Annotated in this window: 24 protein-coding genes; 12 read left to right on the top strand and 12 right to left on the bottom strand. The window is 59.6% G+C overall.

Features of this window, described 5'->3' with window-relative positions; all coding sequences use genetic code 11:
• Positions 1-79 precede the first annotated feature (79 nt).
• The 3 genes from UB90_RS06620 (at position 80) to UB90_RS06610 (ending at position 2,780) form a co-directional block, all read left to right on the top strand.
• Entirely contained in the window at positions 80-424 is a 345-nt protein-coding gene (locus UB90_RS06620; RefSeq protein ID WP_005616829.1) for an STAS domain-containing protein, read from the top strand.
• Between the two features lie 33 nt (positions 425-457).
• Positions 458-898, top strand: a complete 441-nt coding sequence (locus UB90_RS06615) for an ATP-binding protein (RefSeq protein WP_005616828.1) — start codon at positions 458-460, stop codon at positions 896-898.
• A 304-nt stretch (positions 899-1,202) separates the two neighbouring features.
• A complete protein-coding gene (locus tag UB90_RS06610) occupies positions 1,203-2,780 on the top strand; it encodes a gamma-glutamyltransferase family protein (RefSeq protein ID WP_065325433.1) in 1,578 nt (525 codons plus the stop codon).
• 36 nt (positions 2,781-2,816) lie between these two features.
• Here UB90_RS06610 and hspQ read toward each other — a convergent pair whose 3' ends face one another.
• Positions 2,817-3,143: a heat shock protein HspQ gene (hspQ, locus tag UB90_RS06605; protein WP_005616823.1), complete on the bottom strand. Its 327-nt coding sequence runs from the start codon at positions 3,141-3,143 to the stop codon at positions 2,817-2,819.
• Between the two features lie 230 nt (positions 3,144-3,373).
• Between hspQ and UB90_RS06600 the strand changes: the two genes are divergently transcribed.
• Positions 3,374-3,961 (top strand): transglycosylase SLT domain-containing protein, encoded by a 588-nt coding sequence (locus UB90_RS06600; protein WP_065325619.1) that lies wholly within the window; start codon positions 3,374-3,376, stop codon positions 3,959-3,961.
• Positions 3,962-4,020: 59 nt separating this feature from the next.
• Here the strand turns inward: UB90_RS06600 and UB90_RS06595 are convergent, their stop codons facing one another.
• The 4 genes from UB90_RS06595 to UB90_RS06580 all read right to left on the bottom strand — a co-directional run bounded on the left by UB90_RS06595 (position 4,021) and on the right by UB90_RS06580 (position 10,451).
• Positions 4,021-4,617 (bottom strand): LolA family protein, encoded by a 597-nt coding sequence (locus UB90_RS06595; protein ID WP_065325434.1) that lies wholly within the window; start codon positions 4,615-4,617, stop codon positions 4,021-4,023.
• Between the two features lie 67 nt (positions 4,618-4,684).
• A complete protein-coding gene (locus tag UB90_RS06590; protein ID WP_065325435.1) occupies positions 4,685-7,714 on the bottom strand; it encodes a DNA translocase FtsK in 3,030 nt (1,009 codons plus the stop codon).
• Between the two features lie 119 nt (positions 7,715-7,833).
• Positions 7,834-9,012: an aminotransferase class I/II-fold pyridoxal phosphate-dependent enzyme gene (locus tag UB90_RS06585; protein WP_065325436.1), complete on the bottom strand. Its 1,179-nt coding sequence runs from the start codon at positions 9,010-9,012 to the stop codon at positions 7,834-7,836.
• Between the two features lie 107 nt (positions 9,013-9,119).
• On the bottom strand, positions 9,120-10,451 hold the full coding sequence (locus UB90_RS06580) for an amidase (RefSeq protein ID WP_065325437.1): 1,332 nt from the start codon (positions 10,449-10,451) through the stop codon (positions 9,120-9,122).
• Between the two features lie 178 nt (positions 10,452-10,629).
• On the opposite strand from UB90_RS06580, the gene UB90_RS06575 reads away from it, so the two are divergent.
• Positions 10,630-11,856 (top strand): FAD-dependent monooxygenase, encoded by a 1,227-nt coding sequence (locus tag UB90_RS06575; protein WP_065325438.1) that lies wholly within the window; start codon positions 10,630-10,632, stop codon positions 11,854-11,856.
• A gap of 19 nt (positions 11,857-11,875) precedes the next feature.
• Here UB90_RS06575 and UB90_RS06570 read toward each other — a convergent pair whose 3' ends face one another.
• The 4 genes from UB90_RS06570 to UB90_RS06555 form a co-directional block, all read right to left on the bottom strand.
• A complete protein-coding gene (locus tag UB90_RS06570) occupies positions 11,876-12,061 on the bottom strand; it encodes a Trm112 family protein (RefSeq protein WP_005617162.1) in 186 nt (61 codons plus the stop codon).
• Complete coding sequence (locus tag UB90_RS06565; protein WP_065325439.1) at positions 12,058-12,702, bottom strand: LON peptidase substrate-binding domain-containing protein; 645 nt, start codon at positions 12,700-12,702, stop codon at positions 12,058-12,060. Before UB90_RS06565 ends, UB90_RS06570 begins: the two co-directional genes overlap by 4 nt.
• Positions 12,703-12,729: 27 nt before the next feature.
• Complete coding sequence (locus UB90_RS06560) at positions 12,730-13,665, bottom strand: thioredoxin family protein (RefSeq protein WP_065325440.1); 936 nt, start codon at positions 13,663-13,665, stop codon at positions 12,730-12,732.
• A gap of 198 nt (positions 13,666-13,863) precedes the next feature.
• On the bottom strand, positions 13,864-14,652 hold the full coding sequence (locus UB90_RS06555) for an exodeoxyribonuclease III (RefSeq protein ID WP_065325441.1): 789 nt from the start codon (positions 14,650-14,652) through the stop codon (positions 13,864-13,866).
• 314 nt (positions 14,653-14,966) lie between these two features.
• Here UB90_RS06555 and UB90_RS06550 point away from each other — a divergent pair, with 314 nt between their 5' ends.
• Positions 14,967-16,085, top strand: coding sequence for a TauD/TfdA family dioxygenase (locus tag UB90_RS06550; protein WP_065325442.1), 1,119 nt, complete (start codon positions 14,967-14,969; stop codon positions 16,083-16,085).
• A gap of 144 nt (positions 16,086-16,229) precedes the next feature.
• Here UB90_RS06550 and UB90_RS06545 read toward each other — a convergent pair whose 3' ends face one another.
• Positions 16,230-16,916, bottom strand: coding sequence for a response regulator transcription factor (locus tag UB90_RS06545; RefSeq protein WP_065325443.1), 687 nt, complete (start codon positions 16,914-16,916; stop codon positions 16,230-16,232).
• A 170-nt stretch (positions 16,917-17,086) separates the two neighbouring features.
• Between UB90_RS06545 and ribA the strand changes: the two genes are divergently transcribed.
• Positions 17,087-18,175 (top strand): GTP cyclohydrolase II, encoded by a 1,089-nt coding sequence (ribA, locus tag UB90_RS06540; protein ID WP_065325444.1) that lies wholly within the window; start codon positions 17,087-17,089, stop codon positions 18,173-18,175.
• Positions 18,172-18,672: a L,D-transpeptidase family protein gene (locus UB90_RS06535; RefSeq protein WP_065325445.1), complete on the top strand. Its 501-nt coding sequence runs from the start codon at positions 18,172-18,174 to the stop codon at positions 18,670-18,672. The genes ribA and UB90_RS06535 overlap by 4 nt, the downstream gene beginning before the upstream one ends.
• On the opposite strand, the gene UB90_RS06530 is transcribed toward UB90_RS06535, so the two are convergent.
• Positions 18,664-19,320, bottom strand: coding sequence for a YggS family pyridoxal phosphate-dependent enzyme (locus tag UB90_RS06530; protein ID WP_065325446.1), 657 nt, complete (start codon positions 19,318-19,320; stop codon positions 18,664-18,666). The two genes, UB90_RS06535 and UB90_RS06530, sit on opposite strands and share 9 nt — an antisense overlap.
• 115 nt (positions 19,321-19,435) lie before the next feature.
• Positions 19,436-20,383 (bottom strand): porin, encoded by a 948-nt coding sequence (locus UB90_RS06525; RefSeq protein ID WP_065325447.1) that lies wholly within the window; start codon positions 20,381-20,383, stop codon positions 19,436-19,438.
• Positions 20,384-20,665: 282 nt separating this feature from the next.
• On the opposite strand from UB90_RS06525, the gene UB90_RS06520 reads away from it, so the two are divergent.
• The 4 genes from UB90_RS06520 (at position 20,666) to holA (ending at position 25,361) form a co-directional block, all read left to right on the top strand.
• Complete coding sequence (locus UB90_RS06520; protein ID WP_065325448.1) at positions 20,666-21,154, top strand: DUF3576 domain-containing protein; 489 nt, start codon at positions 20,666-20,668, stop codon at positions 21,152-21,154.
• 88 nt (positions 21,155-21,242) lie between these two features.
• The gene (gene leuS, locus UB90_RS06515; RefSeq protein ID WP_065325449.1) at positions 21,243-23,816 is read left to right on the top strand and encodes a leucine--tRNA ligase; all 2,574 of its coding nucleotides are present in this window, start codon (positions 21,243-21,245) and stop codon (positions 23,814-23,816) included.
• Positions 23,803-24,336: an LPS assembly lipoprotein LptE gene (lptE, locus tag UB90_RS06510; RefSeq protein WP_065325450.1), complete on the top strand. Its 534-nt coding sequence runs from the start codon at positions 23,803-23,805 to the stop codon at positions 24,334-24,336. Before leuS ends, lptE begins: the two co-directional genes overlap by 14 nt.
• Positions 24,333-25,361 (top strand): DNA polymerase III subunit delta, encoded by a 1,029-nt coding sequence (gene holA, locus UB90_RS06505; protein ID WP_065325451.1) that lies wholly within the window; start codon positions 24,333-24,335, stop codon positions 25,359-25,361. Before lptE ends, holA begins: the two co-directional genes overlap by 4 nt.
• Positions 25,362-25,394: the final 33 nt, after the last annotated feature.

Raw genomic sequence — 25,394 nt, 5'->3', positions numbered from 1 at the left:
TGTCGGCACTATCCATACTGAATGATAACATTTAAGGTCTAGGGTGAGTTCCAAGTATGACGAGCCGAGGAACACTCTCATGAGCCTTACGAGCACGGAAGCAGGTGGTGCACAAGTCGTGACCGTGAATGCCCAGCGCATTGACGCAGCGATGGCGATTCAATTCAAGGAAGACATGCGTACAGAGACCGAAGCCGGTCCAGAGCGCGTGATTCTTGACCTGTCTCATGTGGATTTTATTGACTCCAGCGGGTTGGGCGCAATCGTCGCCGCGATGAAGCAACTCGGCAAAGAGCGCAAACTGGATCTCGCTGGCCTGACGCCAATGGTCGACAAGGTGTTCCGCCTGACACGCATGGACACTGTCTTTAACCTTTATGACACACTTCAGGACGCGCTCGATCCAGAGCACGCCGCGAATTGATACTGCCGGGATCGTCTTTGAGGACCAAAATTCATGGTTGAGACTTTCGCCTGTTCCTTCAAGGCGACCGAGATAGACGCCAGACGCGGCGTTGTCTCGGTGGTTCAACGGTTGAAGGACATGGGTATCGCAGATACCCGGGTTGACGAGGTGCAGATCGCCCTCGCCGAGGCGGTGAATAATGTCGTCGAGCACGCGTATGCCGAAAGCGCGACGGGCGATGTTTTGATCCGCTGCAATCTACACCCAGACCGTTTGTGGGTGGAAATTCGCGATGCAGGCGCACCATTTCCAGATGCAAAACTTCCCGAGGGCAAACCTGCACATGTGGATCCCAACATGCCGCTCGACGATCTGCCCGAAGGAGGCTTTGGCTGGTTTTTGATCCGCGAACTTGCAAGCGACATCCAGTACCAGCGCAATACTGACAACAACCAGTTGTCGCTGTGTTTCGAGATCCAGCTGACACAGTAGGGCCTTCCCAGCAGATGCGGCCGGTAGGATTTTAGAAACTTCACGACACCCACCGATCGCCCACCGCATTTCTGCCACATTGGCGGCAAATGAAGGCCCCAATGCTGCGCGAAACATCAACACAGAGCTGGACTATTTAGCTTGCCCCGGCGTCGTGTAATTTGCCCCCACCAAGCGCGTGGCGTCGGGGCTATAGTCCTCAAACCTATCCCTCTTTTGCACGCCAACTTCACGCAGCATTTGCGTTTTGCCATTGCCTCGATCCGCAGGACCTCTACGCTCGCCGCAAAAGAGGAGGACAGGAATGCGTGATTTCCAGACACCGGGCCGCTCTGCGGTCTTCGCGCAAAACGGCATCTGCGCCACATCACATCCGCTGGCCGCACAGGTCGCCATCGATATTCTAAAGCGCGGCGGCAACGCCATGGATGCTGCGATCGCTGGGGCTGTTTTGCTCGGTATCTGCGAACCACAGATGACTGGGATCGGCGGCGATTGTTTTGTTCTTTACAATCGTGCAGGCGAAAACACAGTACGGGCGCTGAATGGCTCTGGACGCGCGCCCAAGGCGGCAGAGGCGTCGGCATTGCGTGCGCGCGGCCTGCAAACGGTGCCCCTGAATACTGCCGATGCTGTCACGATCCCCGGCGCGATCGACGCCTTTTGTCATCTGTCTGAAACCGAAGGTAAAATCGGCCTCGATGCCGTGTTGGCCCCAGCCATTCACTACGCCGAAGAAGGCGTGCCCGTCGCGCCGCGTGTGGCCTTTGACTGGGGGAATGACGCCGGCACCCTTCAGGGCAGCGCCCGCGACACATATCTGGTCAATGGACGCCTGCCACGCGTGGGCGAGATCTTCCGCGCACCGGGTCAGGCCGAAGTGCTGCGCCGCATCGCCCGCGAGGGCCGCGATGCCTTTTACAGCGGCGAGATTGCGGAGGACATGATCGCAGCTCTCACCCAACAGGGTGGCGTTCACACTGCCGAAGATTTCGCAGCGACCCAAGCCACCGCCACCGATCCGGTGTCGGGCCATTACAAAGGCGTCGACCTGTTGGAGCACCCGCCCAACGGTCAGGGCGCGACCGCTATCCTGATGCTCAATATCCTGAAGCATTTCGACATCGCGGCGATGGATCCCTTTGGCGCGGAGCGTGCCCATATTGAAGCCGAGGCAGCAAAGCTCGCCTATGACGCGCGCAACCGCTTTATCGCCGATCCTGAGCATATGTCCCGACTGGATCACATGCTGGCACCGGAAACGGCTGCGAACCTCGCCGCATTGATCGACCCGAAACGCGCCATGGCCGCCCCACGTGAGGTGAGCGAAGCGGTCCACAAGGACACCATATACATCACAGTGGTTGATAAGGACCGCATGGCCGTGTCCCTGATCTACTCAATTTTTCATGGGTTTGGCTCCGGCATTGCCTCCGAAAAGTTCGGCATCTTGCTACAAAACCGAGGTGCGGGATTCTGCCTTGAGCCCGGACATGCAAATGAGCTGGCTGGTGGCAAACGCCCAATGCACACGATCATTCCCGCGATGCTGGCAGAGAACGGTCGTGTGACCATGCCGTTTGGTGTCATGGGCGGCGCCTATCAGCCAAACGGGCACGCGCGGTTTGTGTCAAACCTGCGCGACTTCGGCATGGAGCCGCAAGCCGCGATGGATGCACCGCGCGCGTTTTCCGATGGTGGCACGTTCAAAGTCGAACGTGGCTACAGCGATGCCGTGCGCGCCGAGCTGTCTGAGATGGGGCACAAGGTCGAGGTGCCCGAAACCGCGATTGGCGGCTCGCAGGCAATCCATATTCACGACACCGGTGTTCTGGAAGGCGCAAGCGATCCGCGCAAAGATGGCTGCGCGCTCGGTTACTAAGTTTTGAGGGATGCCGGGTTATCCCGGCGTCCCGCTTCAGTTCAGCTGATATTGCAGTTGATAGTTGCCGTCATCAAAGCCGGTGAACATTTCATGCAAATCCGGATGGCTCACAGGTTCGCCGGAGTAATCTGCCACCAGATTTTGCTCTGAGACATAGGCAACGTAATAGGTCTGATCGTTTTCAGCGAGCAGGTGGTAATAGGGCTGTTCCTTGGCGGGGCGGCTTTCTTCGGGAATCGCTTCATACCATTCTTCGGTATTTGCAAACTCGGGATCCACATCGAAGACAACACCGCGAAACGGGTGCTTGCGATGACGGACGACCTGGCCAAGATTATATTTTGCGCGCGTTTTCAGCATGTTTGTCGGCCCTCTTCTTTCCCTGTACTAGCGTTTTCCGGCATTGAATGTCCAACCTTGGCGCGGAAATTTTGCAGAAACAGTCTGTCCGACTGCGTTTTACAGTTCGGCAAGCCGATAATTTCAAACGTATTTTCTGAAATCCGCGCGAAATGTTACCGCATTTCAAAAGGGATTTTCTCTCTTGGCGTGATTGGTTAAGCTGCCAAAAAAATCAAAAGGCAGAGGCAATGAGCAGAATCATAAGTGCCCTGGCGCTCTTGTTGGCATTGGCCGCCTGCGGTGGAGGCTACAATTCTCCCCCTCGGGATTTGGACAATGCCTGTAGCATCGTGGCGGAGCGCCCGAAATACCTGCGTGCGTTCCAAGACACTGAACGCCGCTGGGGTGTGCCCATCCATGTGCAGATGGCCACCATCCACCAAGAAAGCCGCTTTATCGGCAACGCCCGCACCCCGCAGAAATACACTTTGGGCGTCATTCCTATGGGCCGCGTATCAAGCGCTTACGGATACGGTCAGGCGCTGGATGGCACGTGGGAAGACTATAAGAAAGATACCGGTCGCCGCAGAGCGCGGCGCGACAAGATCGAAGACGCGACCGATTTTATGGGTTGGTACATGACGCGCAGCTTCCAGCGCAACGGCATCCCGCTCACGGATGCTCGCAACCAGTATCTAGCCTATCATGAGGGTCACGCTGGCTATGCCCGTGGCACCTTCAGCAGAAAAACATGGCTGTTGAATGTAGCCAACAAGGTCGAGGCACGCTCAAACGCCTATCAGGTCCAGTTGAGCAATTGTCGCAAGCTGCGCTGAAGCACCGAATATTCTGATTTTACTGCCCCGCGCCCAATAGGTTCGGGGCAGTTTACGTTTCAGCGGTCACGTTTGGGGCGCGAAATGCTGAACAAGCTAGAGGGGAAGGACATCCCTGTCTTCATGTCGCCGAGGATCACAGTGGTCTCCTCACCAGAGCCACCATGAATAACCCATTTGCGCAACTGCACTGGATTGTCCGTGAACATCATCTCGATACTGCCATTCTCTGGCGCTTTGGGATCATGCGCGCGCACAATGGTCGACACACCGTCAAACCCGTGCCCCACCACCATATTCGCCCGGCCCAAGTTTACATTGCGGGCCAGAATAATCGAAAGCGGCGTACGGCTCAGCGGGTAGGTTTCAGGTGGCTGGTTGGATTTGGGGTCCATGATCGCCACGGTCCCTGCTTCTGCTAGCACAAGCCCGCCGTTGTTTGCATACTCAAACCGTACTTTGCCCGGTCTGCGCAGGTACAGCTGGCCCGTCGACAGGCTGCCGTCGTCATTCACCTGTGTGAAGTCTGCCTGCGCGGTGGCAAAACTGTTCAGATAGGCCGAAATCTCATTCAGACTCAGCTTCTCCGCCGCAGTTGCAACGGTAGAGGCCAGAGTGGTTACGCCGAGCGCAAGAGCAAAGACAAACTGTTTCATGACTTAGAAGATATGCGTGTGTGATCCAAAGTGAAGAGGCCGGGCAGAGCGCCCGGCCTTTTGTCGCCTATTGCTCGGGAACGAGAATTTCCCTTTTACCAACGTGGTTTGCGGCAGATACGAGACCTTCTTCCTCCATCTGCTCCACCAACCTCGCGGCCTTGTTATATCCGATACCGAGCTTTCGCTGGATGTAAGAGGTCGAACATTTGCGATCTTTGATGACGATTCCAACCGCCTGATCATAGAGCGCATCCTCGCCATTGGTGTTGCCGCCCGTATTGAGGCCCAGCACCGCGTCGATGTTTTCCGCTTTTTCATCGTCAGGGCCATCCAGCACGCCGCCGACGTAATCGGGGGGACCGAATTGTTTCAGGTGGTTCACCACCTCTTCGACCTCTTCATCGGACACAAACGGGCCGTGGCACCGGGTGATCTTGGCCCCGCCTGCCATATAAAGCATATCGCCCATCCCGAGGAGCTGTTCAGCCCCCATCTCACCAAGGATGGTGCGGCTGTCGACCTTGGAGGTCACCTGAAAGGAAATCCGCGTCGGGAAGTTTGCCTTGATGGTGCCGGTGATGACGTCCACGGAAGGTCGCTGCGTGGCCATGATGAGGTGAATACCCGAGGCGCGCGCCATCTGCGCCAAACGCTGGATGCAGGCCTCGATCTCCTTGCCCGCAACCATCATCAGGTCGGCCATCTCGTCGACGATCACGACGATATAGGGCAGTTTCTTGGGCTCGAACTCTTCGGTCTCAAACACGGGCTCGCCGGTGTCGTCGTCAAACCCGGTCTGCACGGTACGGCTGAACATCTCGCCTTTGGCTAGCGCCTCAGAGACGCGGCCATTGTAGCCCGCGATATTGCGCACGCCCATTTTGGACATCTTGCGATAGCGGTCTTCCATCTCGCCCACGACCCATTTCAGCGCCACAACCGCTTTTTTCGGGTCGGTCACAACCGGAGAGAGCAGATGCGGGATGCCGTCATAGACGGAAAGCTCCAGCATCTTCGGGTCGATCATGATCAGGCGGCATTCCTCTGGCGTGAGCTTATAGAGAAGCGACAGGATCATCGTGTTGATCGCCACCGATTTACCGGAACCGGTGGTCCCCGCGATCAGCAGGTGAGGCATCTTGGCGAGATTGGCGACCATGCTGTCGCCGCCAATATCCTTGCCCAAGGCCAGCGGCAGGTTTTGGTTGCCATCGCCAAAGTCACGGCTGGCGAGGATTTCGCGCAGCACCACTTTTTCGCGGTTCTCGTTCGGCAGCTCGATCCCGATCACCGTCCGGCCGGGCACGGTCGAAACCCGCGCTGACAAGGCTGACATGGAGCGCGCGATGTCATCGGCCAGACCGATCACACGCGAGGCTTTGAGACCCGGTGCTGGCTCCAGCTCATACATGGTGACGACGGGGCCGGGGCGCACCGAGACGATCTCACCTTTGACGCCATAATCATCCAGAACCGTTTCCAGCATGCGAGCGTTTTCTTCCAGAGCCTCATCGCTCAGGTGATGACGTTCGATTGCTGTCGGGTTGGTCAGCAGAGACAGCGGCGGCAATTCAAAATCGCTGTTATCTTCTTTGAAGAGGTTCGGTTGCGCTTCGGCCTTGGCGCGGGTCGAAGGTTGAACCGGTTTGCGCTGGGGCTGTTCGACCACGGCCTTGCGCGGCTCTGCCACAGGAATGTTCATTGCAGCACGTTCCACGGGTGCATGCTCTGCCGGGGCAGGGTCAGTACGCGGCGTGATTTGAACGCGCGGCGCAGCCTCTGCCACAGGCGCGGAGGGCATGGTTGCAACCGGTTCTTCTGGCAGATCTTCAGTCGGCACCTCATCCACAAAGAAGGTCTCAGGCGACGAGGTCGTGGTTTCCTCGAGGGTTGGTGCCTGTGGGATCACGCTGGTAATCGTCGGCGCGGTTGGAATCTGTTGCGCGGGCGCAGAAATCGGCGGCTCTGCTGCCGTTTGAGCGGGTGCGTTAAAGATCAACGGCTCCGGGCGTTTGCCACGTCCTTTGGTGAGCGGCAGATTGGGATCTGGCTCTGGCGGTGTGGTTTGGGCACGACGGATACGCACCGCGTTGGCAATCTTCTGTGCAATACGCTCATCACCCGGGGCCTGCTGCACGTCGACAACAGGTTGTTGTTCCACAAGTTCGGGCTCCGGCATCTCTACCGGCTCTGCGCGGCGAATGAGGTTCGTCGCGCGACTCAGTAGTCCACCACGTTCCTCAACGACAGGTGCAGCAGCAGGCTGCGGCTGCGGAGTCGGTGCAGGCGCATGCAGGCCAAACTGCGGCTCTGCGCGGGTGAAGCTGCTCGGCTCCATCGGCTCGCTGTAGACCAGAGCATCGTCCTCACAGTCGATGACCTCGGCGCGGCGCTCTGCACGGCGATGCTGCCATGTGCGCGCAGCCTGAAGCCCGCCACTAGCGCTGCGACCCAGAAGACGTGCAATCATATCATAGGCCAGCAGCACGCCCAGCAGCAGGAAACGTCCGATACGCTTCAACTCATCCCGTGAAAACCCGAGTACGAAAGCGCCCAGCGCGATCATCGCAACAGCCGTCAGAAACGACAGCGATTTCACCAGAAAGGCCAGCCCAAAGGGCAGAAGCGCCAACAGGCCGCCAAGGGCTGTATTGCCGATCATACCGCCAAGGCCGGAATTGTGGAACGCGCGCCATTCCTCGTCCGGAACCAGCGTTTCAAAATGCAGCGCCACCACGATGAGCCAGAACACCAGCATCAACGCAGGCCACAGGATGCGCCCCTCGCCCTTGTGCAGCAGGAAACGTGTTCCCCATGCAAACAGGAACACGGCAATCGCCCAAGATCCCTTGCCAAGGAAGGTGATCAGCAAAAAGGCAATTGTCGCGCCAGTCTGGCCCAGCATGTTCTGCACCGGCGCATCGGTGGAGACCATCCAGTTGCTGTCATCCGGCGTATAAGAGCCAATGATCGCAGCCACCAACAGGCCAACGCCAATCAGCAGAAGCCCGATCAGCTCCTTGCCACGCTTTTCAATGGCCGCCTGCATGTTGCTGTCCAGGAGGGGATTCCTGCTGCGGGTTTGAAATGCCATGCCTACCTCGGTTCGCTCGCGTGGGGCATCGGCTGTTTCGCTCTTGGATCAGCCCCACGGGTGTTTCGTCTTGCTTTTGGCCTGCCCCCGCATTGGCGGAAGCAGGCATTTATATCAGTTCAATAAAGACAATCGCGCAGCGACTGCAGCGCCGTGCGTGTCTGCTCCTCGGGCGCAACAAGCGCCACGCGGATGTATCCATGTCCGGGGTTTGCCGCGCCTTCGCCTTGCGCCAGAAACGCACCGGGCAACACCCGCACACCGGTTTCCTGCCAGAGTTTCAGTGTTGCTGCCTCGCCATCCTCAACCGGCAGCCACAAAAAGAACCCTGCCTCGGGTGACATGTATCCGTTCAGCCCTGCAAACACCTCGTCCGCGATGCGGTATTTTTCCTGATAAAGCGCGCGGTTCTCAACCACATGCGTCTCATCGGCCCAGACCTTCGCGGCTGCGGCCTGCAAGGGACCGGGCATCGGCGCACCGGAATAGGCGCGCAGCTTCTTCACCTGCACCAGTGTTTCGGGACCACCGGCCAGCAAACCAGAGCGCAGCCCCGGCAAGTTCGAGCGTTTGGAGAGCGAGTTGAACAGAACCACCCGCTCCGGGTCTGCACCCATTTCATCTGCGACGGTGAGCGCTCCGACGGGGGCCTCATCACGATAAATCTCTGAGTAGCACTCATCCGCGAAGATCTTGAAATCGTACTTCTCTGCCAACGCGATCAACTGCTGCCAGTAGGCGCGCGAGGCCACCGCGCCCTGCGGGTTCGCGGGCGAGCAGATATAGGCCACGGCGGTGCGGTTCAGCACATCCTCGGGCAGAGAGGCATAATCCGGCAGGTGGCCGGTCTCTTCGGTTGCGGGCACAAACACCGGCTCCGCCGCCACTGAAATCGCTGCGATCATATAGACCTGGTAAAACGGGTTCGGGATCAGAACCACTGGCCGCTGGCCATTCTTTTCCTCGGGGCAGAGCGCCATGGCCGCATTATAAAGCCCCTCGCGAGTGCCGTTGAGGGCCATGAGCCGGGTCGCCGGATCAAGCGTCACGCCATAGCGCTGCGCCGCCCAGTCCGCCATCGCACCGCGCAACTCGTCGGTGCCCTCGTTTTGCGGGTAGTTGTTGAACGCAGAGGCATTCTCCACGATCACATCGGTGACCCATGCGGGAAATTCGTGTTTTGGTTCGCCAATAGTCAATTGCACCACGTCGCCACCGGGCGCGTGATGGTCAAGAAGCGCACGCAAACGCGGGAACGCGTAGGGCGGCAGATGGGCAAACCGCTCAGGAAACTTCATGTCTGTGCCTCAATACCGGGATCGTAATCGCCCCGTTTGCCCCGTAAGTTACAGGCCAAACGGGCATGCGTCCACCCGCTGATGGCGCGGGTGCAACAGTGTGTCTTTCAGGCCAGTGCAGCCTCAACGCCCGCGCCAATACGCAACAGCGCCTCTTCGCAATCGGGCTGGCCGATCACTTGCAATCCGCAACTTGGTGTGCCCGTGGGCAGTGAGAGCGCACACACGCCCATCAGGTTGCCGATGCGGGTGTTCCTGAGCGCCATCAAATTCGAGGTGACGTAGTAGTCATGATCGCTCTGCAGGCGGGCCAGATTCGGTGGCAGGATCGGCGCCGCAGGAGCCAGCACCGCGTCAAAGCCTGCAACGGCCTGATCCCAAACCATGCGCACCTGTTCAAGTTTAGCCCATGCTGCCACGTAATCCGCACCAGAGAACTCCGCCCCCGAACGGAACCGGGCAAGGATTTCCGGGAACATCAGGTCTGGCGCGGATTCAATCACATCTTTCCACAGGCCATAGGCCTCGGTGGTGAAAAGGATCGCCGAAAGCGCCATGGCATCAGGCAGCTCTGGCACCTCAAGCGGGACGATCTCCGCTCCGCCTTCGCGCAGCTTGTCCAGCGCCACAGCATGTGCGGCGGCAACCTCGGGGGCGAGGTTGTCCTGCGCCACGGTTTGAAGATCCGCAAATCGCTTGCCCTCAACCGTGGCACCGCGCAGATCCGGTGCGGTGGCCGATCCCTCAATCAGCGCCAGCATCAGTGCCGCGTCCTCGACCGTACGGGCCAGTGGACCGATGGTGTCGAATTTCAGACACAAGGGAACAACGCCCTCAAGACTGACGCGGCCAGAGGTGGTTTTGAGGCCCACAAGATCATTCCACGCCGACGGGATCCGCACCGACCCGCCGGTATCAGACCCAATCGCACCCGCCGCCAGTCCAAAGGCCACCGAAGCCGCGGCACCGGACGACGACCCGCCGGGCACCGCCTCGGGGTCATTGACGCAGGGCGGTGTGGCCTTAATCGGGTTGAGACCGAGGCCAGAAAACGCCAGCTCACTCATATGGGTTTTACCAAGGCACACAGACCCCAGCGCGGTTGCGTTCTCCAGAACCAGCGCATCGTGATCTGGCACCCGCCCCTTCAGAAGGTCAGAGCCAGATTCGGTTTCCACCCCGGCACTGTCGAACAGATCCTTCCAACTGAGCGGAACACCGTCGAGCGGCGAGCGGCGCAAGCCGGATTTTGCGCGTTCTTGCGCGGCCTTAGCCTCAGACAAAGCACGCTCCCGGGTAACTTTCGTGTAGATTCGCGCAGTCTCGGGGTGGCTGTCGATCGCCGCCAGATAAGTCTCTGTCAGTGCCACCGGGTCGATCTCTCCCGCGGCGATACCGCGGCCCAGTTGCGCGGCGCTCATGGTCAGCCAATCCTGCATCGCGTGTGCCTTCTTATGATCCCCGTGACGGGGCAGATTTCCATTTGCCGCCACCGTAACGAGAGCACCGAGGCCGCACAATCCCGTGCATTCATTCAGCGCTCAATGTGCGGACTGCGGCAGCGTGCCTCTGGACAATGGCATGGACAATTCCACCTTAGGGCGCATATTGCGAGGCATGACTGATATGCGTGATATCCTGATCGTGGGCGGCGGCCTGAACGGCCCCTCGCTCGCCCTTGCGCTGGCGCAGGCCGGACATTCTATGACGCTGATTGATGCGCTGCCCGCGCCGACCCGCGAGGATGCCGATTTTGATGGCCGTTCCTACGCGCTGGCGCTCGCCTCTGCGCGGCTTTTGCAACAGATCGGAGTGTGGTCGCGCATAGAGGCTCACGCGCAGCCGATGAATGAAATCAAAGTCAGTGACGGTATCGCCGGACGCGGCCCCTCACCGCTTTTTTTGCATTTTGAAGAAAGCGATCTGGATGAAGGCCCGATGGGTTACATGGTCGAGGACCGCTACTTGCGCCGCGCCCTGTTGGAGGCGCTGGATGCCGAACCTAAGATCACGCAAATCTCTGGTCAGCGGGTGATCGCCCAGACCGTCAGCACAGATGCGGTTACCGTGACGCTTGAGGATGGCTCGCAGCTTTCTGGCGCGCTTTTGGTGGGCGCGGACGGTCGCCAAAGCGGCACCGCAGAACGCGCAGGTATCAAGCGCATGGGCTGGGACTATGGCCAGACCGCGCTGGTCTGCGCCATCTCGCACGCGCAGCCGCACGACGGCATCGCGCATCAGTTCTTCATGCCGCCGGGGCCGCTGGCGATCCTGCCCCTACCCGGCAATCGCAGTTCCATCGTCTGGAGCGAAACCCACGCAGAGGCTGCGCGCATTCAAGCACTCTCGGATGAGGACTACCTCACCGTGCTGCGCCCGCGATTTGGGTCATTTCTCGGAGAGATCGGGCTAGAGGGAAAACGCTTCAGCTATCCGCTGAAACTGAGCCTTGCCAATGCGTTCTACGGCGAACGGTTGGCCCTGGTCGGGGATGCGGCACATGGATTGCATCCGATCGCGGGTCAGGGACTCAATGCCGGTCTGCGCGATATTGCGAGCCTTGCCGAAGTGCTGACGGATGCCGCGCGGCGCGGTGAGGACATCGCAAGCCCGCTTGTGCTGGCGCGGTATCAGCAGTGGCGGCGGTTTGACACGACGTCCTTGGCACTGGCGACAGATGTGTTCAACAAGCTGTTTTCCAATGACAATCCGATCCTGCGTGCCACCCGTGACCTCGGCCTCGGTCTGACCAATGCGCTGCCGAGCCTGCGTCGGGGTTTCGTGCGCGAAGCCGCAGGGCTCTCGGGGGATCTGCCGCGTCTGTTGCGCGGGCGCCCGCTCTGACCGCGCGCCCGGTGCAAGGTTACTCCAGCGGGCGCGCCTCATCCGTCAGCATCACGGGGATACCGTTGCGGATCGGAAAGGCAAGGTTTGCAGGCCGCGAAATCAGCTCCTGCGCCTCGGCGTCATATTCCAGCACCGTCTGAGTAACCGGGCACACGAGCGCCTCCAGCATGTGCCGGTCAAAAGCAGGTGTTGTGTCATTCATTGCAGTTTTTCCTCAAGCGAGCCGCCGCGTAGAGCGAACTCCATCAATGTGACCAGCGTTTCACGCCGGGTTGTCAGGCTTGGTGCCTCTAGCAGAGCCTGCTTGTCCTCGGGTTCAAAATCCAGAAGCATGGACAGCGAATTTACCAAAAGCTCATCGCCCGCCTCGTCCAGCACGCCCCAATCCGTCGACATCCCGCGTGCATCCAGATAGCGCCCTAAGAGCCCCATCAAGGCCGCGCGATCAAACCCTTCGTCGCGCTCAGTCTGACCAAGGTCCGCATCAAACCCGTTCCAATCGACAGAACAGCGCCGATAAGGGGTGAACCCCTCCACCTCTGCCTTCACACGAAACCGCGAAAGGCCACAAAGCGTGATGAAGTACCGCCCGTCCTCGGTCTCGGAAAACTGGGTCACGCGCCCGGCACAGCCAATAGCGTGCAAGCCCGAGCTGTCCGCATTACGGGAACCACAGGGCTGGATCATCCCGATGACCCGATGCCGTGTTTTGAGCGCATCCTCAAGCATCTGCAAATAGCGCGGCTCGAAGATATGCAGAGGTAGCTTTGCCCGAGGCAGCAAGAGTGCTCCGGGCAAAGGGAAGACAGGGATCGTATCCGGCAGGTCTGCGGCTTTTATCATGACTGAGAACCTAGCGCCGCGATCGCGTCAGGCAAATATCATAGAACTCAGTTTGCGGCGGCCATTCAGCACCACCGGATCATTCGGCTTCAGGGCCTCGAAAATGGTGAAGAGCTGGGCCTTGGCCGCACCCTCATTCCACTCGCGATCACGCCGGAACAGCTCCAGCAGTTCATTCACTGCGGCCTCAGCCTCACCTGCGGCGTGCAGCGCCTGTGCCAGATCGAACCGGGCCTGATGGTCATCTGGGTTGGCGTCAACCGCCGCACGCAGCTCCGCCACGGGACCTGCGTTTTCCGCCTGCCGTGCCAGTTCAATCTGGGCATGCGCGGCTTCAATTTCGGCTGCGGTGGAAATCTCGGCAGGTGCGCCGTTCAGCACCGCTTCGGCCTGATCAAGTTCCCCCAGCGCGACGTGACAACGTGCAAGGCCGCTGTAGGCCGCGGCGTTCTTGTCGTCTTCGCCAAGGATCGCGGCAAAGACTTGCGCTGCGTCCTGAGCCGCGCCTTCTTCCAGCATCTGCTCAGCGGTCTCGATGGCCTCGCCGAGGCCACCATCGGCAGTGCTGCCCGCGGCCTCTGCAAGCTTTTGCAGGAAAGCGTCGATTTCAGATTGCGGCAGCGCACCTTGGAACATGTCCACGGGACGGCCCTGATAGAACCCGACCACCGTCGGAATTGACTGAAGCGGCAGCCCCTGCTGCGCGAGTGCAGCGGCCAGACGCTGATTTTCATCGACGTTGATCTTGGCCATTTTGACCGCGCCTTTGGCCTTGGTCACTGCCGCCTCCAGCATCGGGCCCAGCGTCTTGCAGGGGCCACACCACGGTGCCCAGAAATCCACGATGACCGGAACTTCCATGGAGGCATCGACCACCTCAGCCATGAAGGTCTCTTCGGTCACATCCTTGATGAGATCGCCCGCAGGGGCCGCATTGGCTCCACCGCCCAGAATGTCCATCATTGCTCTGCACTCCTTTTCGAGTCTTGCTTGCGCCCTATATGCGATTTCAGCGCCGGAAAACCAAGGGATGAGTTTTGCGTCAAGCGTGCGTCTTGCGCACGCCGCACCGGCAGGTGCGGCGCTCGGCCCAACAAAAATGCGCGCCCCTTGGGGCGCGCGCCTTTTGGCGGGAGCCTCCCCGACCTTTGATCCCGGATCTCAGAGATCAAACGTCGCAAAAACCGGCGCGTGATCACTTGGCTTTTCCCACCCGCGCGCGTCGCGCAGGATGCGGCTGGAGTGCGTGGCGTTGGTGATGTCGGGCGTGGTCCAGACATGGTCCAGCCTGCGCCCCTTGTCGGCGGCGTCCCAGTCCTTGGCCCGATAGCTCCACCAGCTATAAAGCTGCCCTTCGGGGATATCCTTGCGCGTGACATCGGCCCAGCCGCCCGCCTCCATCACCTGCGCCAGATGCTCCACCTCGATCGGCGTGTGGCTCACCACCTTCAACAGTTTCTTGTGGTCCCAGACATCATCCTCGCGCGGCGCGATATTGAGATCCCCGACCAGCACCGACTTCTCGGGCCGGTCCGCATGGAACCAGTCCCGCATCTCGGTCAGATAGTCGAGCTTCTGGCCGAATTTCACGTTTTTCTCGCGATCCGGCTCGTCACCGCCAGCGGGCACATAGAAATTGTGGATGGTCACACCGTTTTCCAGCCGCCCCGCCACATGGCGGGCATGGCCGAGGCTGGCAAAATCCTTGTCGCCCACATCCTCGATCGGCAGCCGTGACAGGATCGCGACGCCATTATAGCCCTTTTGCCCGCGTGCAATCATGTGCTGATAGCCCAACTCGCGGAATGCCTCCATCGGGATCTTCTCGACCGGGCTTTTGCACTCTTGCAGGCAGAGCACATCCGGCCCTTCTTCTTGCAGCAGCTTGATGACAATCGGTTCGCGCAGACGCACGGAGTTGATGTTCCATGTGGCAAGGGTAAAGGACATGCGGGCTCTCTATCTCTGGCAAGTGTTTGTGGGGATATTGCCTGCGCTCTGCCCAAGATACCAGTGGGGTGAATGCGGTTTCCTGCGCAATCACCACGCCGTGAATTTGCTTGCAAAGGGCGGTGCCACATACTTTACATTGACAAGAGCAACCCACGAACGAACTGGCCAAACCCATGGTACCGGTATTGGGGCAACGCCCCGGACACCCCTACAAAAAGGCCTATGACTGGTGGCCGCCACCGGCACCTGATGCTGCGCCCTGACGGGGCGTTTCCACCACAATTAGCATCCCAAACGCCAGGAGGATTCTCATGGCACAGGCCGTTTTGCAGCCCGAGGACGCATGCGTTCTCGTCTCTTTCACCGATGGCACATCCGCCCGCTACCCCTATATCTGGTTGCGCGACAATGACCCCGCCGGGTTTCACCCCGACACACAGGAGCGGGTCACCGATCTCTCCGCGATCCCACCCGACCTCACCGCAGCATCCGTTGCGATCTCAGGCTCGCATCTCGTGGCTCACTGGCAGGATGAGTCCCAGAGCAGCAGTCGCTTTGATTTGGCTTGGTTGCGCGCGTATGTGCCGGGCACACGCGTATCCGATCCGGCCCACACAGGGTTTCAATCCTGGCGCAGTGATCTGGGCGCAAACGGCATACCCCGCGTCGCGGCGCAGGAGGTGTTGGCCTCGGACCGCATGCTGCGGGACTGGCTGGAGCAAACCCAGATCATCGGCGTCTCGATCGTCGAAGGGCTTGCGGACACAACCGAGGCCGGCATGGAGGTCGCGCGCCGCATCGGCTTTCTGCGGCAGACAAATTTTGGCGTCACGTTTGAGGTGAAATCCAAACCCAATCCCAACAACCTCGCCTACACACCGATCGCTCTGCCCCTGCACACGGATCTGACCAATCAGGAGCTACCGCCGGGGTTTCAGTTCCTGCACTGCCTCGCCAATGAGGCTGTCGGGGGTGGCTCGCTGTTTTGTGACGGCTACGCCATCGCCGAGGACCTGCGCGACCAAGATCCCGAGAGTTTTGAGCTGCTCTCCACCGTCTCGGTCCCGTTTCGCTTTCACGATCATGAGACCGACATTCGCAACCGCAAGAAGGTCATCAACCTCGACGAAGAGGGCCGCGTGATCGAGATCTGTTTTAACGCCCATCTGGCGGATATCTTCGACCTCGAACCCGCCTTGATGCAGCGCTACTACCGAGCCTATCGGCAGTTTATGATTATGACGCGGTCGCCTGAATACCTCGTGACACTCAAGCTCAGGGGCGGAGAGATGGTGGTATTTGACAATCGCCGCATCCTGCACGGGCGTGACGCCTTTGATCCGCAAACAGGCTATCGCCACCTACACGGATGCTACGTGGATCGTGGTGAGTTCGAGAGCCGCCTGCGCGTTTTGCACCGCACAGCCTGACACGGCACAAAAAAAGGCCGGGCACGAAGCCCGGCCAGTCCAACAGGGAGGATGCATATCATGACCCGGATATGCGCGGGATCTCTCGTGTGGTTCGACCGTATAACGTGTGTGGTCGAAACTTGTTCCGCACCTGATTGTCGCTTAGGCCACCAACCGGTAACCGCCTGATTCCGTCACAAGAAGTCTCGCATTCGACGGGTCGGGCTCAATCTTCTGGCGTAGACGGTATATATGGGTCTCTAGGGTATGCGTTGTAACCCCTGCGTTGTAACCCCAGACCTCATGCAACAAAACGTCGCGGGGCACCACGCCGTCGTTGGAGCGGTAGAGGAACTTCAGGATGTTGGTTTCCTTCTCCGTCAGACGAATTTTGCGCTCGTCCTCGGTGATCAGGATCTTCATCGCAGGTTTGAACGTATAGGGCCCCAACACAAAAACCGCGTCTTCGGATTGTTCGTGCTGGCGCAACTGGGCGCGGATACGTGCCAAGAGGACCGGGAACTTGAACGGTTTCGTGACATAGTCGTTGGCACCCGCATCGAGGCCCAAAATCGTGTCCGCATCACTGTCGTGCCCAGTGAGCATCAGGATCGGAGACTTCACGCCTTGTTTGCGCATCAAACGGCACAATTCGCGCCCATCAGTGTCCGGAAGGCCCACATCAAGGATGATCAGATCGTAGATCGCTTCCTTGGCGCGTTCCATCGCGCGCTGCCCGTCGCCAGCCTCGAAGACGTCGAAATCTTCGGTCATAACAAGCTGTTCGCTCAGCGCCTCGCGCAGATCCTCGTCATCATCAACGAGCAGGATTTTCTTCAACTGGGCCATCGGGTCTCTCCTGGTGTCTTGTTTTCACAGATGTGCGCAAGCTCACGAAAGAACAAGCTTCGCGGTGATCGCTTCACGTCGACGTGTCCTCTGAGGCGGAAATATTTCACTTTTGCAGCAATTGAGCATAGGAGTAGGCTCCTGATGTTACAGCCGGGAACCAAGACCTGATGAGCCTATTGCCGACAATGCTGGAGCGGATTGCCCGTGCCAGAGTGGATCTGAGGATGGGATTACCGGTGATCCTGACCACAGGTGACACCGCTATTCTTGCAATCGCGGTCGAAAGCCTGAGTGCTGCCCGCCTCGCAGATCTGCGCGATTTGGGGCAAGTGTCGCTCGCATTGACCGCGCGGCGTGCCGCCACGTTAAAGGCTCGCGTCTATGACGAGGACATCGCGCGGATCGCCGTTCCGACAGATGTGGAGCTTGGCTGGATTGAGGCCATTGCTGACCCGGCAGATGACCTGCAGACGCCGATGAAGGGACCACTGACGAGTGCGCGCAGCGGTGATGCGACGCTCCCCCGCCTTGCCATCGCATTGGTGAAATCCGCGCGCCTCCTGCCTGCGACCGTCTATGTCGCCCTAGAAAATGCAGGAGACTTTGCCCTCAAACACGATTTGACTCTCCTGCCCCAATCCGCTACTGAGCCGCTCCTTAATAAAAGCTCGCCGCTACATCCGGTTGCAGCTGCGCGCCTGCCGATGGAGGCATCGCAAGCCGGGCGCTTGCACATCTTCCGTCCCGAGGATGGCGGTGAAGAACATTACGCAATCGAGATCGGGCGCCCGGACCGAAATACGCCGGTTCTGGCTCGGCTTCATTCTGCCTGCTTTACCGGTGACGTGCTCGGTTCGCTCAAATGCGACTGCGGGCCGCAACTGCGCGGTGCTCTGGGGCAAATGGGAACGGAGGGCGCAGGCGTGCTGTTGTATCTCAACCAAGAGGGACGCGGCATTGGCCTCGCCAATAAGATGCGCGCTTATTCCCTGCAGGATCAGGGCTTTGACACAGTTGAGGCCAATCACCGGCTTGGATTTGAGGATGACGAGCGCGATTTCCGACTCGGGGCTTCGATCCTGCGCGAACTGGGGTTTTCATCTGTCCGGCTGATGACAAACAACCCCGGCAAGATTGCAATGATGGAGAAAACCGGCATCACGGTGGTGGAACGGGTTCCGCTGAAAGTTGGCGAAAACGAGTTCAACCGCCATTACCTCGCAACCAAAGCCAGCAAATCGGGCCACATGTTATGACCCCTTCGGATCTGGTTTTAACCCCAAACGGACTGCGTTTCATGGGGCGGAGATTTCCCTGCACTATCGGCAAAGGGGGCATTGCGCCAAACAAACGCGAAGGCGACGGGGCCACACCTGTGGGCACTCACCGCATTGTCGGCATGCTATATCGCCCGGACCGTATCCCAGCGCCGCAGGATTGGGCCACACCGATTCTCCCCGGTGATCTGTGGTCGGATGATGGCGAAGCGCAGGACTATAATCACATGGTGCGCGCGCCTTACGCTTTCAGTCATGAGACCTTGCGCCGCGCCGATCCGCTCTATGATCTGGTGTTGGTTACGGATTGGAACTGGCCCAACTCCGTCAAAGGGCGCGGCTCGGCGGTCTTTCTGCATCAATGGCGAAGGCCCGGCTATCCAACAGAAGGCTGCATTGCCTTTTCACGCCAAAACCTGCGCTGGATTGCCGAGCGCCTACAACCGGGCGCTCGGGTCATCGTGCAGTCACGCTGAATAGGCGCGCTCCCCAAAGATTGCCGAGCCGACCCGCACATGGGTGGCACCAAGCGCAATGGCGCTCTCAAAATCTCCACTCATACCCATGGAGAGTCCGCTCAACCCGTTGCGCTCGGCGATTTTGGCGAGCAGCGCAAAATGCAGGCTTGGCTCTTCATCCACCGGCGGGATGCACATCAGCCCCTTGATCGGCAGGTCAAGCGCGCGGCATTCCTGAATGAAGCCATCAGAGTCCTTGGGCAGGATACCCGCTTTCTGCTCTTCTTCACCGGTATTGACCTGAATAAACAGCTCCGGGCAGTGCCCAAGCTCCTGAGCGAGGCGCGCAAGCGTTGTAGCCAGTTTCGGACGATCTACGGAATGGATGGCGTTGACCAATTCCATCGCCTGCCGTGCTTTGTTGGTTTGCAGGGGGCCAATGAGGTGTAGGTCCACATCTGAGAATTTTTCACGAAATTCGGGCCATTTGCCCGCCGCTTCCTGTACGCGGTTCTCTCCAAAAATCCTGTGCCCTTCCTCAAGGACAGCTTCAACCCGCTCGTTGGGCTGCACTTTGGACACGGCGATCAGTTCTGCTGATCCGGGCGCGCGACCCGCAGCGGTTTCAGCGGCGGCAATGCGGGATTTGATCTCACTCAGCGACATCTCGGCCTCGTTTAGCTAGGGGGCTGTTTGGCCGAACAAAACACTGTTTACGCACAAAAGAAAAGGGCGAGCTCCGAAGAGCCCGCCCCAAGAACCGAGTGGTTCCGTTCTCCAATTAGAAGGAGAAGGACACACCGAGGTCTGCCAGAGTGTTGCCGGAGGAGTCGGAACCAACACCACCTGCGAGGGTCACACCACCGCCGAGGCCGTGGCGGAAGCCGAGACCGTATGCGGTGTCTGCGCCGGTCACACCACCGTCAGCAACCAGTGCGCGGATGGAAGTCGCGGAGGACACTTCGTAGTTGATGGATGCGGACACGGACACGTCCTGCTGGTTGTCGCCGTCGCCAACCATTACGGTGTAGCCAACTGCGCCTGCGGTGCCGTTCAGGCCCAGAACCCAGTAGTCGCCTGCGGAGTCGGTGTCAGAGTAAACTGCGCCGATCGCCATGCCGTTTGCCAGGGTGTAGCCCAGACCCAGCTGCCATTCTTCGTCAGCTGCAACTGCAAGGGAGCCACCAACACCGGGGGAAACCGCTACTGCTGCCTGCGCGCGGGTCTCTTTGTAAGAAACGGATGCAGAGAAGTCACCAACGGTGTAACGAGCTTTAATGGTGGTGAAGTCTTTGCTGTCAGCACCAAAACCGGTTGCCGGGCCGTTGAAGTTGGAGTTCGCTTCCAGGAATGAAGTGAAGCCGATGCCGTAGCCGTAGTAGTCAACCTGGTCACCGGAGTCCAGAACGTTGGACACGTTACCTACGTCAACACGCAGACCACCATAGGACACTGCGAAACCAGCTGCGCCCGGGCCACGACCGGAGATGTCGTTTGCATGGGAGTCTTCGTTGGCTTCAAGACGGAAGCGTGCTTCCAGCTTCACGCCAGCGTCGGTTTCCGCGATGCCGGTGATGTTAACGCGCATACGCTGTTCGATGCGGGTCTCATCAGCTTGGGACTCGTCGTATGCAAGACCAAAGCGTGCGGAGCCGCCGATGGTGATTTCTGCTGCTGCGACGCCTGCGGTCGCGACCAGTGCGGTCGAAGCGAAGAGAATCTTTTTCATGGTTTTCCCTCGGGTTTGAATTTCCAAAGAAGCAATCGGCTGACGCCACTTCGCTCCTCAAGTACGCACATCCTCTCGCTCGTTTTGGGGTCATGAAGCAAGCGTGTGCTGAAAGCTGAAAACCATTCATCAACCAAATGATGCATCGAGGCCACAGTCCGTTTCGGCACAAGCCCCGCGAAAACACAGCAGAAACGAGTCTTTAAAAGAATAGGCTTGTTGGCGCATGCCCGCTTGTCTAGGAGTAGTTCAACTGCAAATTCAGGAGCGGGCCCGGTCAATATGCGTGGTATCAAGACCTTTTTCCTTCTTTCAGCGCTGGCTGTCACAGCCTCTTGCGGTGCATTCCGTTCGCTCGACACCAGCACAGAAGTCGATAAGTCCGATACGATCGTCCTCGCTGGCGAAGGGCGTGAGGCCAAAGACGACAAGACCACAATCTGGGAAGCCTTCGGTCCGCGCAAAAGCGAGCAGCGCGTTCAGGTGAATCGCTACCTTTGGGCCGCGAGCCTTGATGTGCTTGATTTCCTGCCGGTTCAGTCCGTTGACCCCTTCACTGGCGTTATCATCACAGGTTACGGCACACCGCCCGGTGGCGGTCGCGCCTATCGCGCAACGATTCACATCAAAGACCCCGCACTTGAGGCGCGCGCCCTCAATGTCGCGCTCCAAAGCCGCGGTGGCGCTGTCAGCTCTGCAACCGCGCGCGCCGTAGAGGATGCGATTCTCTCTCGTGCGCGTCAGCTACGCATGGCCGACAAGAAGATCTGACGCCTCTGCACTGGAACCCAACAAGAATACCACGTATCAGAAGCGCCGGGTCTAAAGCCCGGCGTTTTTAGTCTAAAGGACCGCTCACATGTCGCGTTACGAAGCCTCGGACATCGAAGCCAAATGGCAAAAAGCCTGGGAAGAGGCCGCCATTTTCCAAGCGAACGAAGATCATAGCAAACCCAAGTACTATGTGCTGGAGATGTTCCCCTACCCATCCGGCAAGCTGCACATGGGCCATGTGCGCAACTACACGATGGGCGACGTGATCGCGCGCTACAAGCTGTCCACCGGCCATAACGTGCTGCACCCGATGGGGTTTGACGCTTTCGGCATGCCTGCGGAAAACGCCGCGATGGCGTCGGGCGGGCACCCCAAGGACTGGACCTATTCGAACATCGACACGATGGTCGAGCAGATGAAGCCGCTGGGCCTCTCGCTCGACTGGTCGCGCATGTTCGCCACCTGCGATCCCGAATACTACGGCCAGCAGCAGGCCTTGTTCCTTGATTTCCTTGAAAAAGGTTTGGTCTACCGCAAGAACGCCGTGGTCAACTGGGATCCCGTAGACATGACCGTTCTGGCCAATGAGCAGGTCGAGGCTGGGCGTGGCTGGCGCTCTGGTGCGTTGGTGGAACGGCGCGAACTCACGCAGTGGTTCTTCAAGATCTCTGACTACTCAGACGAGCTGCTGGGCGCACTCGACGGGCTGGAGAACTGGCCCGCCAAGGTCCGCCTGATGCAGGAAAACTGGATTGGCAAATCGCGTGGCCTTCAGTTCAGCTTTGAGCGCACCGATGGCGGTGAGGCGATCGAGGTCTATACGACTCGCCCCGACACGCTGATGGGCGCGAGCTTTGTGGGCATCTCGCCGGATCACCCGATTGCCAAGCAGCTTGAGGCCGAATCGCAAGAGGTTGCAGACTTTGTTGCGGAATGCCGCAAGGGCGGCACCACCGAAGAGGCGATCGAAACAGCCGAGAAGCTGGGCTACGACACCGGATTGCGGGTTAAGCACCCGCTGGACCCGAACTGGGAGCTGCCGGTCTGGATCGCCAACTTCATCCTGATGGATTACGGCACCGGCGCGATCTTTGCCTGCCCGGCGCATGACCAGCGCGACTTTGAATTCGCCACCAAATACGACCTGCCGATCATTCCGGTGATGGAACCGGTCTCAGGTGCCGACGCTCTGACCGAGGCCTATGTGCCCACCAAAGCCGAGAAAGTCCGCTATGTGCGCGGCTTTGCAGGTGCGGAGGAACAAACCGGCGAAGAGGGTGTCAACACCGCTGTCGACAAGGCCGAGGCCGAAGGCTGGGGCGAAGGCGTCACCAAATTCCGCCTGCGCGACTGGGGTCTGTCCCGTCAGCGTTACTGGGGCTGCCCGATCCCTGTCGTCCACTGCCCCGATTGCGGCGTGGTGCCGGAAAAGAAAGAGAACCTGCCCATCGCGCTGCCTTACGACGAGGACGGCAAGGCGATTGATTTCTCGGTCCCCGGCAACCCGCTGGACCGTCACCCAAGCTGGCGCAACTGCGCCTGCCCCAACTGTGGCAAGCCCGCCCAGCGAGAAACGGACACGATGGATACCTTCGTGGACTCCAGCTGGTATTTCGCCCGTTTCACCGCACCGCGCGCCGAAACACCGACCGATCTGGAGGCGGCCAGCTACTGGATGAACGTCGACCAATATATCGGCGGCATCGAGCATGCGATTCTCCACCTGCTCTATTCGCGCTTCTTTGCCCGCGCGATGCACATCTGCGGCCATCTGCCCGAAAGCGCCAAAGAGCCGTTTGACGCGCTCTTCACGCAGGGCATGGTGACACACGCGATCTATGAGAATGCCGAACGCAAGGACGATAACGGCCGCGCGATCTACCACTACCCGAGCGAGGTCGAGGAGCGCGACGGCGGTGTCTTCGTCAAAGAGACCGGCGAACAGATCAAGGTGATCCCCTCTGCCAAGATGTCCAAGTCCAAGAACAACGTGGTCGACCCGTTGGCGATCATCTCGACCTACGGCGCCGATACCGCCCGCTGGTTTGTTCTGTCCGATTCGCCGCCTGAACGGGATGTGGAATGGACCGCCTCTGGCGCCGAAGCCGCCTATAAGCACCTGAACCGGGTCTGGAACCTCTGTGATCGCATTGGCGAGATGGACCCGGATGCCAAGGGCGAAGGCGACGAGGATCTCTTGCGCGAGATGCATAAGGCGATCCGTGATGTGACGCTGGGGGTCGAGAGCTTTGGCTTCAATGCCGCCATCGCCAAGCTTTATGGCTTCACCAACACGCTGTCGAAATCCAAGGCCAGCGCCGCGGTACAAAAGCAAGCCATCAAGACTTTGGCGCAGCTGATGTCGCCGATGACCCCGCACCTGTCCGAGGATATCTGGGCGCATCAGGGTGGCGAAGGTCTGATTGCCAATGCCCCCTGGCCGGTCGCGGATGAATCGATGCTGGTCGAGGACACCGTGACCCTGCCCATTCAGGTGAATGGCAAACGACGCGGTGAATTGACCGTTGCCAAGGATCTCGACAAGGCAGAGGTTGAAAAACTGGCGCTGGCGCATGAAGCTGTGCAGCGGGTGTTGGAAGGTGCCGCACCCAAGAAGGTGATCGTTGTACCGGGGCGGATCGTCAATGTCGTTGCCTGACCGACGCAAATTCCTGAAATTCACGCTGGCGCTGCCACTTGGCGCCAGCCTTTCGGCCTGCGGGTTTGAGCCGGTCTATGGTCCCAATGGCGCAGGCACTGCGCTGCGCGGCCAGATCGCGTTTCAAGCCCCAGAGACCATTGGCGCCCCGCGCGATACCGACGCCTATTACTTTGTGCGCAGGCTAGAAACCCGGTTGGGTCGTACCGGGGCTCCGACCTATCGTATGGATCTGACCCTTGATACCGAAGAAGTCGGCCAAGCGATCACCGCAGAGGGCAGCATCACCCGCTATTCTCTGACAGGAACCGCAGGCTACAGCCTCGTGCGCCTGTCGGACGGGCAGATCGTGGCCAGCGGTGAGGTCGAGAATTTCTCGGGCTATTCCGCCAGCGGCACCACGGTGCAAACCCTCGCCTCTGAGACAGACGCACACGAACGCCTGATGGTGATTCTCGCCGATCAGATCGTGACCCGACTTTATGCGGTGCCCGGATTGGGCACGACGACCGGCACATGAAACTCAGCCCGCGCGAGGCCGAGGGCTATTTCGCCCGCCCCGACCCCGGCAAGACCGGGCTGTTGATTTACGGCGCGGACGCGATGCGTGTTTCGCTCAAACGTCAGCAGATGCTGGCCGCCCTCCTTGGCCCCGGTGCCGAAGAGGAGATGCGCCTTACACGCATGCCCGCAAGTGATCTGCGCAAAGACCCGGCCCAGTTGCTGGACGCGGTCAAGGCGGTGGGCTTCTTTCCCGGCATCCGCGCAGTGTTTGTCGAGGATGCCAATGACACCGCAACCCCGGCGATCACCACTGCCTTGCAGGAATGGCAGCCGGGTGACGCGCAAATCGTGGTCACGGCCGGGCAGCTCAAGGCGTCGTCCAAGCTGCGCAAAGCCTTTGAAACCCATACCAACGCTTACGCTACGGGCATTTATGACGATCCGCCCTCGCGCGCCGAAATCGAGCGCATCTTGGGCGAAGCAGGCATGCGCGATGTGCCCGGTGACAGCATGTCGGCGCTGACGGATATCGCCAATGAGATCGGCCCCGGCGATTTCTCCCGCATGATCGAAAAGCTGAGCCTCTATAAACATGGCGATAACACACCGCTAACGTTGGAAGACATCGGCGCGGTCGCACCGCAATCCACCGAGGCCGCATTGGATGATCTGCTGAATGTAGTGGCCGAAGGGCGCAGCACCGATATTGGTCCCGTGTTACGCCGACTACAGGCACAAGGCACCAATGCGGTGACACTCTGTATCGGGGCGACCCGGCATTTTCGCACGCTTTACACCATCGCTGCCCACCCCGGCGGTCCCGCGCAGGGCATCGGCGGCTTACGCCCGCCTCTATATGGCAAACGGCGCGACCGCATGCTGCGACAGGCGCAGGGCTGGGGGGCGCAAAAGCTGCAAAACGCGCTGACGATTCTGACCGATACCGACCTGCAACTGCGCTCCGCCGGGCAAAGTGCACCGGCACAGGCACTGACCGAACGTGCAATGATCCGGTTGGCCATGTTGGCTCGGTCACGCTGAACTGCACGGCGTCAGGATGTGACGCAGCGCTTG

Origin of the sequence: Tritonibacter mobilis (assembly GCF_001681715.1) — a bacterium.
Classification (GTDB): domain Bacteria; phylum Pseudomonadota; class Alphaproteobacteria; order Rhodobacterales; family Rhodobacteraceae; genus Epibacterium; species Epibacterium mobile.
This window is presented reverse-complemented; position numbering and strand designations above follow the sequence as displayed.

Excerpts from the sequence above, each read along its gene's own strand:
- UB90_RS06620 (WP_005616829.1), top strand. The coding sequence starts at position 80 with ATGAGCCTTACGAGCACGGAAGCAGGTGGTGCACAAGTCGTGACCGTG.
- UB90_RS06615 (WP_005616828.1), top strand. The coding sequence starts at position 458 with ATGGTTGAGACTTTCGCCTGTTCCTTCAAGGCGACCGAGATAGACGCC.
- UB90_RS06610 (WP_065325433.1), top strand. The coding sequence starts at position 1,203 with ATGCGTGATTTCCAGACACCGGGCCGCTCTGCGGTCTTCGCGCAAAAC.
- hspQ (WP_005616823.1), bottom strand. The coding sequence starts at position 3,143 with ATGCTGAAAACGCGCGCAAAATATAATCTTGGCCAGGTCGTCCGTCAT.
- UB90_RS06600 (WP_065325619.1), top strand. The coding sequence starts at position 3,374 with ATGAGCAGAATCATAAGTGCCCTGGCGCTCTTGTTGGCATTGGCCGCC.
- UB90_RS06595 (WP_065325434.1), bottom strand. The coding sequence starts at position 4,617 with ATGAAACAGTTTGTCTTTGCTCTTGCGCTCGGCGTAACCACTCTGGCC.
- UB90_RS06590 (WP_065325435.1), bottom strand. The coding sequence starts at position 7,714 with ATGGCATTTCAAACCCGCAGCAGGAATCCCCTCCTGGACAGCAACATG.
- UB90_RS06585 (WP_065325436.1), bottom strand. The coding sequence starts at position 9,012 with ATGAAGTTTCCTGAGCGGTTTGCCCATCTGCCGCCCTACGCGTTCCCG.
- UB90_RS06580 (WP_065325437.1), bottom strand. The coding sequence starts at position 10,451 with ATGCAGGATTGGCTGACCATGAGCGCCGCGCAACTGGGCCGCGGTATC.
- UB90_RS06575 (WP_065325438.1), top strand. The coding sequence starts at position 10,630 with ATGACTGATATGCGTGATATCCTGATCGTGGGCGGCGGCCTGAACGGC.
- UB90_RS06570 (WP_005617162.1), bottom strand. The coding sequence starts at position 12,061 with ATGAATGACACAACACCTGCTTTTGACCGGCACATGCTGGAGGCGCTC.
- UB90_RS06565 (WP_065325439.1), bottom strand. The coding sequence starts at position 12,702 with ATGATAAAAGCCGCAGACCTGCCGGATACGATCCCTGTCTTCCCTTTG.
- UB90_RS06560 (WP_065325440.1), bottom strand. The coding sequence starts at position 13,665 with ATGATGGACATTCTGGGCGGTGGAGCCAATGCGGCCCCTGCGGGCGAT.
- UB90_RS06555 (WP_065325441.1), bottom strand. The coding sequence starts at position 14,652 with ATGTCCTTTACCCTTGCCACATGGAACATCAACTCCGTGCGTCTGCGC.
- UB90_RS06550 (WP_065325442.1), top strand. The coding sequence starts at position 14,967 with ATGGCACAGGCCGTTTTGCAGCCCGAGGACGCATGCGTTCTCGTCTCT.
- UB90_RS06545 (WP_065325443.1), bottom strand. The coding sequence starts at position 16,916 with ATGGCCCAGTTGAAGAAAATCCTGCTCGTTGATGATGACGAGGATCTG.
- ribA (WP_065325444.1), top strand. The coding sequence starts at position 17,087 with ATGAGCCTATTGCCGACAATGCTGGAGCGGATTGCCCGTGCCAGAGTG.
- UB90_RS06535 (WP_065325445.1), top strand. The coding sequence starts at position 18,172 with ATGACCCCTTCGGATCTGGTTTTAACCCCAAACGGACTGCGTTTCATG.
- UB90_RS06530 (WP_065325446.1), bottom strand. The coding sequence starts at position 19,320 with ATGTCGCTGAGTGAGATCAAATCCCGCATTGCCGCCGCTGAAACCGCT.
- UB90_RS06525 (WP_065325447.1), bottom strand. The coding sequence starts at position 20,383 with ATGAAAAAGATTCTCTTCGCTTCGACCGCACTGGTCGCGACCGCAGGC.
- UB90_RS06520 (WP_065325448.1), top strand. The coding sequence starts at position 20,666 with ATGCGTGGTATCAAGACCTTTTTCCTTCTTTCAGCGCTGGCTGTCACA.
- leuS (WP_065325449.1), top strand. The coding sequence starts at position 21,243 with ATGTCGCGTTACGAAGCCTCGGACATCGAAGCCAAATGGCAAAAAGCC.
- lptE (WP_065325450.1), top strand. The coding sequence starts at position 23,803 with ATGTCGTTGCCTGACCGACGCAAATTCCTGAAATTCACGCTGGCGCTG.
- holA (WP_065325451.1), top strand. The coding sequence starts at position 24,333 with ATGAAACTCAGCCCGCGCGAGGCCGAGGGCTATTTCGCCCGCCCCGAC.